The sequence below is a fragment of the Streptomyces sp. NPDC006510 genome (genome assembly GCF_040611955.1).
In the GTDB taxonomy this organism is placed as follows: domain Bacteria; phylum Actinomycetota; class Actinomycetes; order Streptomycetales; family Streptomycetaceae; genus Streptomyces.
Genome location: NZ_JBEXPH010000065.1, coordinates 36,341 through 43,073 on the forward strand (window position 1 = coordinate 36,341; position 6,733 = coordinate 43,073).

General features: G+C 67.7%; 9 protein-coding genes and 1 pseudogene. 6 read left to right on the plus strand and 4 right to left on the minus strand.

Going from position 1 to position 6,733, the window contains the following annotated elements:
* The first annotated feature begins 57 nt into the window (after positions 1–57).
* Together ABZY11_RS20705 and ABZY11_RS20710 are read left to right on the plus strand one after the other, a co-directional pair.
* On the plus strand, positions 58–981 hold the full coding sequence (locus tag ABZY11_RS20705; protein WP_356480524.1) for an NADP-dependent oxidoreductase: 924 nt from the start codon (positions 58–60) through the stop codon (positions 979–981).
* A 34-nt stretch (positions 982–1,015) separates the two neighbouring features.
* Positions 1,016–1,954, plus strand: a complete 939-nt coding sequence (locus tag ABZY11_RS20710) for an AraC family transcriptional regulator (protein WP_356480525.1) — start codon at positions 1,016–1,018, stop codon at positions 1,952–1,954.
* Between the two features lie 216 nt (positions 1,955–2,170).
* On the opposite strand, the gene ABZY11_RS20715 is transcribed toward ABZY11_RS20710, so the two are convergent.
* Both ABZY11_RS20715 and ABZY11_RS20720 read right to left on the minus strand, forming a co-directional pair.
* Positions 2,171–2,605: a transposase gene (locus ABZY11_RS20715; RefSeq protein WP_356480526.1), complete on the minus strand. Its 435-nt coding sequence runs from the start codon at positions 2,603–2,605 to the stop codon at positions 2,171–2,173.
* Positions 2,606–2,608: 3 nt separating this feature from the next.
* Positions 2,609–2,998, minus strand: coding sequence for a hypothetical protein (locus ABZY11_RS20720; RefSeq protein WP_356480527.1), 390 nt, complete (start codon positions 2,996–2,998; stop codon positions 2,609–2,611).
* Positions 2,999–3,428: 430 nt separating this feature from the next.
* On the opposite strand from ABZY11_RS20720, the gene ABZY11_RS20725 reads away from it, so the two are divergent.
* The gene (locus tag ABZY11_RS20725) at positions 3,429–3,614 is read left to right on the plus strand and encodes a hypothetical protein (protein ID WP_356480528.1); all 186 of its coding nucleotides are present in this window, start codon (positions 3,429–3,431) and stop codon (positions 3,612–3,614) included.
* A gap of 95 nt (positions 3,615–3,709) precedes the next feature.
* On the opposite strand, the gene ABZY11_RS20730 is transcribed toward ABZY11_RS20725, so the two are convergent.
* On the minus strand, positions 3,710–4,105 hold the full coding sequence (locus ABZY11_RS20730) for a cupin domain-containing protein (RefSeq protein ID WP_356480529.1): 396 nt from the start codon (positions 4,103–4,105) through the stop codon (positions 3,710–3,712).
* A 52-nt stretch (positions 4,106–4,157) separates the two neighbouring features.
* Between ABZY11_RS20730 and ABZY11_RS20735 the strand changes: the two genes are divergently transcribed.
* The 3 genes and pseudogenes from ABZY11_RS20735 to ABZY11_RS20745 form a co-directional block, all read left to right on the plus strand.
* The gene (locus ABZY11_RS20735; protein ID WP_356480530.1) at positions 4,158–5,150 is read left to right on the plus strand and encodes a helix-turn-helix domain-containing protein; all 993 of its coding nucleotides are present in this window, start codon (positions 4,158–4,160) and stop codon (positions 5,148–5,150) included.
* A gap of 79 nt (positions 5,151–5,229) precedes the next feature.
* On the plus strand, positions 5,230–5,616 hold the full coding sequence (locus tag ABZY11_RS20740) for a hypothetical protein (RefSeq protein ID WP_356480531.1): 387 nt from the start codon (positions 5,230–5,232) through the stop codon (positions 5,614–5,616).
* A pseudogene (locus tag ABZY11_RS20745) lies at positions 5,612–5,791 on the plus strand (hypothetical protein); the annotation flags it as partial. The gene ABZY11_RS20740 and the pseudogene ABZY11_RS20745, both read left to right, overlap by 5 nt.
* Before the next feature lie 33 nt (positions 5,792–5,824).
* On the opposite strand, the gene ABZY11_RS20750 reads toward ABZY11_RS20745, so the two are convergent.
* Positions 5,825–6,508 carry a reverse transcriptase domain-containing protein gene (locus ABZY11_RS20750; RefSeq protein ID WP_356480535.1) on the minus strand — a complete coding sequence of 228 codons (684 nt, stop codon included), beginning with the start codon at positions 6,506–6,508 and terminating at the stop codon, positions 5,825–5,827.
* Positions 6,509–6,733: the final 225 nt, after the last annotated feature.

Here is a 6,733-nt window from a genome sequence, read left to right on the forward strand (position 1 = left end):
GGACATCAAGCAGGACGCCAAGCCGGACATCAACCGGTCGAACCAGGGAGAGTTAGCGTGCGCGCAGTGTTCCAGAAGTCTTTCGGCGGCCCCGAGGTCCTCGAGGTCGTGGAGACCGAGCGGCCGAAGCCGCTGCCCGGCGAGGTTCTTGTCAAGGTCCACGCCAGTGCGGTCAACCCTGTGGACGTGTTCGTCAGGTCTGGTGCCTTCCCACTGCTCGGTGAGCCGCCGTTCGGCGTGGGCTGGGACATTTCCGGGGTGGTCGAGGAGGCCGGCCCCGGCGCCAGGTTCGAGGTGGGCGACGAGGTATACGGGATGCCGTTCTTCCCCCGCGCCGCCACCGGGTACGCCGAGTACGTCGCCGCACCGTCCCGCCAGGTGGCTCGCAAGCCCGCCTCGCTCGACCATGTGCACGCCGCCGCCATCCCCCTCGCGGCGCTCACGGCCTGGCAGGGCCTGGTGCAGGCGGCAGGTGTCAAGGAGGGCGACCGGGTACTGATCCACCGGGCAGCCGGTGGTGTCGGTCACTTCGCGGTGCAGATCGCGAAGGCACACGGCGCCCATGTGATCGCCATGGCCAGTCCGGCCCGGCACGATTTCGTCCGCGGCCTCGGCGCCAACGAGGTCATCGACTACCGGACCACCGACTTCACCGAGGCCGTCAAGGACGCCGACGTGGTTTTCGACTCCACGGCCCAGGGCGATCTCTCGCTCGGTGTGCTGCGCCCCGGCGGCGTACTCATCAGCATCGTGGAACACGCCGACCCGGAGCTCGCCGTACGCGTCGAGGCGGCCGGGCGACGCTTCGCCGGCATCTCGGTCGAGCCGGACTACGCCGCGCTCGAAGCGATCGCCGACCTGGTCGATGCGGGCCTGATCCGCCCGCACGTCGAGGAAACGTTCCCGCTGGAGGAGGCCGGTAAGGCACATGAGCTGGTCGCCTCGGGACACGTACAAGGCAAGATTGTCCTGACGGTCTGACCGCGACGGGCCGAACCAGGGAGAGCGAGGCGGGATGGATATCCTCACCGAGGCGCTGGCCTCGATGCGCACCGGGCACCCGGCATCCGTACGGACCAACGGCCGCGCCCCCTGGGGCGTGCGGCTGCCACCGGTCGCAGGCGCCGGGTTCCATGTGGTGCTGTACGGGACCTGCTGGCTGGTCCCCCTCAATGACACACCACCGCATCTGAAGCCGATCCCGCTGAGCCCCGGTGATGTGATCTTCCTGCGCGGCGGGCGGGGCCATATCCTCGCCGATCATCCCTCCACCCCGGCCGTGGAAGCCACGGCGGAGCAGTTCCGACGGGGATCGCCGATCGGCTCGCTCACGCTCGGTGGCAAGGGCCCCGAGACCAGCCTCCTGTGCGGCGACTACCACCTGGACCAGAGCCGCCCGCACCCCCTGGTACGCCACCTGCCCGAGGTGATCCATCTGCCGACGCGGCACGGCCGCCATCCGGAGTTGAGCGCCGCCGTCCAACTCCTCGGCTCCGAGCTGGAAAACCCACGCATCGGCTCGGACGGCATCGTGCCCAGCCTGATCGACTCGCTGCTCCTCTACATCCTGCGGGCCTGGCTGGACGATCAGCCCCCGGCCGCCGCCCGGGGGTGGGCTGCGGCCCTGGGCGACTCGGCGGTGGCGCCTGCCTTGTCGGCCATTCACGACGACCCCTCGGTCCAGTGGACGGTCGAATCGCTGGCCCAGCGGGCAGGGCTGTCCCGCGCCGCCTTCGCCCGGCGGTTCGCCTCGCTGGTGGGCGAACCGCCGATGGCCTATCTGACCCGCTGGCGCATGACGACCGCCGCCCGTCTGCTGCGCGAGTCCAACGCCCCACTGACGACGGTCGCCGCCCGCACCGGATACGGCTCGGAGTTCTCCTTCGCCAAAGCATTCAAGCGGGAGTACGGTCTGGCCCCGGGCGGCTACCGGCGCCAGACCAGGGCTGCCTAGGGTCTGTCCGGCGGATCAGGGCCGGACAGACCCTAGGTGACTGGTGTTAAGTGAGGCTTCCTGGGCGTGGGGGTTCGCTGTGGGGGGCGTCAGATCGTTGTCGTCCGCCGGTGGATTGGGTGTTCGGCGGGTACTCGGTCCGCGTGCTGGGACCGTCCGGGAGTGCTGTGCGGCGGTGGCGGGCCGTTTGTGTCTCCGTGAGCCTCCTCGGAGTGGTCAACCGGCGGCGACCACCCAGTTTCCACTGGCTGTGGACATGATTCCGAGCACGCCGAGCCGGGCGATGTTGGCGGCGGCGGCCAGCAGGGAGAAGTCGGCGCCGACTTTGGCCCGGCCGCGTACTCGAGCGCGGCGTCCACCGTGCCGTCGCCGCATCAGGTGGGCAATCTTGCGTTCGACCTTGGGCCGGGTGGCCCGGTAGGCGGCCAGCCAGGCGGGGTCGGCACTGCGTGCCCGGTCCTGGGCCGTCATCGGCGGCACCGACCTGCGGCCGTCCTCGGCGAACAGATCCGCGAGCATCTCATCGGGGAACAACGCCCGGCACTCGCGGTGCAGCACCGCGTAGATCGAGTTCGGCGCCAGCCGACCCTCGCAGAAACCCGCCGTGGAGGAGAGCAGCCCCGGCTGCATCGGAGTCCGGCCCACTGCCATCGCTCAACCTCTCCCCACACCCAGCAACCAACGACCGTCAGCCTGGCACAGGTCGAAGACCCCACGCGAGCCCCAACACATCCAGGATCCGCTGGACCTCGGCGTCGGCGGTCGGCACTTGGTCTGCTTCAGCCGTGTCGGCCGGACGGTGACCTGGCGCTCGGCGATCCCCGCGAGGAAGCCACCGTGGTCACCGAACGAGGTCGCCCGACGATGGATCAGCTGAGCACCCATGCCGACACCGCGACGGGCGAGGAACTCGTAGAACATGTAGACGCTGTTCAACGCACGGCTCACCGTCGACGCCTCCAGCGCCGGGCCACTGTCCGTGTCCGCCGAGCGCAGACGGCCGGGCTGGACCGGGCGGCGCAGCCAGCCGGCGAACTGGTCCACGTGCTCAGGAGACGCAGGAAGCCCAACCACGCCTTCAGGTCGAAGGCGCGGGCCCGCAGGGTGTTCGGCGAGTGCTCCCGGTCGGTGCACAGTGCGAGGTAGTCGTCCACCATCTCGACGACCCTCCCGTCGCCGTCCACGACCGTGTACGTCTCGCGACGCGCTCCCGTCCCCACGACCCGACGCACGTACATCCCGATCTCCCCACCCGCTGGCTACTCGGGTGGGGTGACGACTGTCACGGACAACGGTCACGACCAACTGTCAGCCACGAGGATGCGCGACTTCGCCGATCCCTCGTGGCGAACGTCCCTGACACTTCTGGCCTTCGTACAGATAAAGGCGGCCCGGTATGGGGTGTTTGATGGGGTGTCGTCCCGTACGGAGTTCGGCATGGAGGACTAGATCGGCGCCCTGGGCCTGGTCCTGAATGCGCTCGTGCAGTTCGCACTCCACAGTTCCATCAACGAGCGGTGACGAGAAGTGCGACGCCGAGACGCTGAACTCCACCCGGGAGTGTCCAGATAAGAACCTGCTCGGCCGGTACTCCTTCCAGCTCCCCGACCTGCCCGGCGGAATGCGCCCCCTGCGCGATCCGGACACCGCCGAGGAGTGAGTCCCGCGCCGCTCTCGCCGGGCAGTCGGTGAACGGAACCGACCCGGTGACGGGCTGACGCCAAGGGAAGGGGCACGCGCCCGAGGCCTGTCGGCTCAGGTGTTGAGCGCGTGCCCGGTCGTCGAGTCCACGTGGTCCGGGATCTCGTCGTGGCGATCACCCACGGTCGGTGTCCCGGCAGGCTCGAACATAAGGATTGCGGCGCCGGACGGAGCGTACGGCTTGTGCTCCGTGCCTCGGCGGACGGTGAAGACCGCCCCCTGTGGGAGCAGGACCGTGCGCTCCCCATCGGGCTCGCGCAAGGAGATGTGCAGCTCTCCGTCGAGTACCAGGAAGAACTCGTCGGTGTCGTCGTGGACGTGCCAGATGTGTTCGCCCTCGACCTTGGCGATGCGGACGTCGTAGTCGTTGACGCGCGTGACGATACGAGGGCTCCACAGGGCATCGAAGGAGGCCAGAGCCTTGCTGAGGGGGATGGGTTCGTTACTCATGGGCTCATCCTGAGCCGTTTCGCATGGCCGCCGTGAGTGCTAGGAATTGCACATGTCGAAAGAATCCTCGCACGCAGTTCACACGGCGGACGTACACCGGGTCGTCGTGATCGTGGACGAGAACTCGAACCCCTTCGAGCTCGGCTGCGCGACCGAGGTCTTCGGTCTACGCAGACCGGAGATCGGCCGTGATCTCTATGACTTCAGGCTCTGCTCCCCCGAGCCCCGCACCCTGATGCGAGACGGATTCTTCACGCTCACGGGAGTCGCCGATCTGGAAGCGGCCGACGCGGCGGACACCTTGATCGTCCCCAACCGCCCGGACATCGAGGTGCCCCGCCGCCCCGCCGTGCTCGATGCCGTCCGACGGGCGCACGCACGCGGTGCGCGCCTGGTCGGCTTCTGCAGCGGCGCCTTCACACTGGCCGAGGCCGGAGTCCTCGACGGGCGCCGGGCCACAGCGCACTGGCAGTGGGCGGATTCCTTCCGGGCCCGCTTCCCCTCTGTCCGGCTCGAATCAGACGTGCTTTTCGTGGATGACGGTGACATCCTCACCGCTGCGGGGAGCGCGGCCGCGCTCGATCTTGGGCTGCATGTGGTCCGCCGCGACTACGGCGCGGAGGTCGCCAACTCTGTGAGCCGGCGACTGGTCTTCGCGGCGCACCGGGACGGTGGGCAGCGGCAGTTTGTGGAGCGCCCCATGCCCGACCTGCCGGACGAGTCCCTGGCGCCTGTCCTGGCCTGGGCCCAGGAACGGTTGGACTCACCGCTCACAGTGTCTGACCTTGCGGCGCGCGCGGCGGTCAGTCCGGCGACGCTGCACCGCCGCTTCCAGGCGCAACTGGGCACGACGCCGCTGGTCTGGCTCACGGGGGAACGACTTGCCCTGGCGTGCCGGTTGATCGAGCAAGGTGAGTCCCGCTTCGAGATGGTCGCGCGGCGCAGCGGGCTTGGCACCGCTGCCAATCTGCGCACGCTGATGCGCCGCGAGACCGGCATCACTCCGTCGGCATACAAGCGCCGGTTCGGGCCGGAGGTGAATTGACGGCGGGCATCCCCTTCCGGCCAACCAGGACGAAGTCCTACTCACTGTCATCTACCTGCGGCAGGTCTGCCCGCAGAAGGTGCTGGGCGACCTGCTCGGGATGAACCCGGTCACCATCGGCCTCGGCATCAAGGCCACCCGGAAACTGCTGGACGAACGGAAAATCAGCATCACGCCCACCGTCGTGCGCTACTTCACCCGCGCCGAGGATCTCCGCGCCTGTGTCACCGGCAGCGGCCCGGCCGAGCACGCTCCCGCGACACCGACCCGCCAAGCGCTGACGGACCCGACGCTGACCGGCATGTCCCGCGAGGCACTGCATGCCCTGCGCGAAGAGCTGATCGTGCCCTACTGCCGCCGCGATCGAAGAGCGCCAGCACCGCCAGCGCGGCGGCAACCGGCGTCCGGGCACCCGCGGCGGCGTGTTCCGGCAGAAGATCACCGACGGCGACCGGATCCTCGCTGACCTGCCTCACCTGCACGCCTTCACTCGCGGCCTGGAACGCGACCACGACGCCGTCGTCAACGGACTCACCCTCCCCTTCCACAACGGCGGAACCGAAGGCGTCAACACGAAGACGAAACTGATGTCGAGTAGCCGGGGGCATCACAGCCCCCGGCCCTCACAGAACCGTACGTAACGATCTCTCGTTATACGGCTCTTGCTGCCCTGATCACCAGACGACGGGGACTGTTGGTGCCCAAGCCCAGTGGGCGAAGAACCGAGGCCGCTGAGTGACGGTCCTGTTCCACGCTTCCTGCGCCTTCTTTCGTCCCCGCAGTCGTTTGTATTTCTTGCGGATCCAGCGCATCAGGTAGGAATTGATGCGCCCCAGGAGGGGATAAAGCGCCGACCGGTAGAAGGCGCCGTAGTACTGCATCCAACCTCGCACGACTGGATTGATCAGCCGGGCAAGGTCCGCTTCGGAGACCTCAGTGTGCAGGTGCAGTCTCCAGGACCGCACCCGCATACTGATCTTGTTCAGGGCGTCGTTGCTGACCGCTGGATTGAAGCCGGTGAACATCTTCCCAGTCTTCAGTCGCACCTGACGGGCCCGGAATGTGAATCCCAAGAACGTGAACTCGGTGTGCTCGTAGGAGCCGCGCCGGTTGCTGTCCTTGCAGTACACGATCCTGGTTTTGTCCGGGTGCAGTTCCAGTCCGACCTCACGCATCCGCCTCTGGAGAGACGCGAGCACATGATGCGCCCGGCCCTCGCTGACGCAGTGGACCACCGCGTCGTCCACATAGCACTCGAAGGCGACACCGGGGAACTCCCGGGTCATCCACGCATCGAACGCGTAGCGCAGAAACAGATTTGCAAGTACGGGCGCGACCGCGGAACCCTGCGGGGCAATGCCGCTTAGTTAAGTGATTCGGTGCTCGATCGTCCACATATGCACAGCGACACGCCAGGGGTCTTTGTGGATAGTCAACTGATCTGGCTGCTGCACTTTCGTCTTGCCGCGGAACCCGTTATGTTCCTCACCCATGGGTGGGGAGTGGGATGACTCGGGACCGGTTTCCGGTGTGCGCTTGACCGACCGGGTGGGTGTCGGGGTTCTGACACGCCTGGTTCATCG

What these genes read in the sequence shown, in the direction of transcription:
- ABZY11_RS20725 (WP_356480528.1), top strand. Translation starts at nt 3,429, where the DNA reads ATGCGCTCGTGCAGTTCGCACTCCACAGTTCCATCAACGAGCGGTGAC.
- ABZY11_RS20715 (WP_356480526.1), bottom strand. Translation starts at nt 2,605, where the DNA reads ATGGCAGTGGGCCGGACTCCGATGCAGCCGGGGCTGCTCTCCTCCACG.
- ABZY11_RS20730 (WP_356480529.1), bottom strand. Translation starts at nt 4,105, where the DNA reads ATGAGTAACGAACCCATCCCCCTCAGCAAGGCTCTGGCCTCCTTCGAT.
- ABZY11_RS20710 (WP_356480525.1), top strand. Translation starts at nt 1,016, where the DNA reads ATGGATATCCTCACCGAGGCGCTGGCCTCGATGCGCACCGGGCACCCG.
- ABZY11_RS20735 (WP_356480530.1), top strand. Translation starts at nt 4,158, where the DNA reads ATGTCGAAAGAATCCTCGCACGCAGTTCACACGGCGGACGTACACCGG.